This is a genomic window from Salinimicrobium oceani (assembly GCF_012037645.1).
This window is the reverse complement of sequence record NZ_JAAVJR010001448.1, coordinates 1-307: the sequence shown is the minus strand read 5'-3', so window position 1 is coordinate 307 and position 307 is coordinate 1. Positions and strand designations below refer to the sequence as shown.

1 protein-coding gene is annotated in these 307 nt (G+C 42.0%); it reads right to left on the bottom strand.

Annotated elements, in window-relative coordinates:
* Positions 1-307, bottom strand: a 307-nt coding sequence (locus HC175_RS22580) for an XdhC family protein (protein ID WP_168140044.1), incomplete at both ends; no start/stop codon positions are given.

Genomic DNA, 307 nt, shown 5'->3' with positions numbered 1-307 from the left:
ATTCTTTTCAGATTTTCAGAATTTAATTTCAATCCTTCTTCTGCCAGTTCATCGAGCATTCGCTGATATTTTTTCCTGGGACCCAGGATTCCTATATAAGGCACTTCTTCCTTCTCTAAAAGCAGTTTCAATACGGCAAGGTCATAGTTGTAATTATGGCTCATTAATACAAAGCAACTACGCTCATTTATTTCTGTTTTTTGAAGCGTTTCTTCAGGCCGGGATACGATTACCTGGCATGAACCTATAAATCGGTCTTTGTTGGCGTGGGTGGGCCTGCCGTCGGTAACAACCACATCCCAGCCCA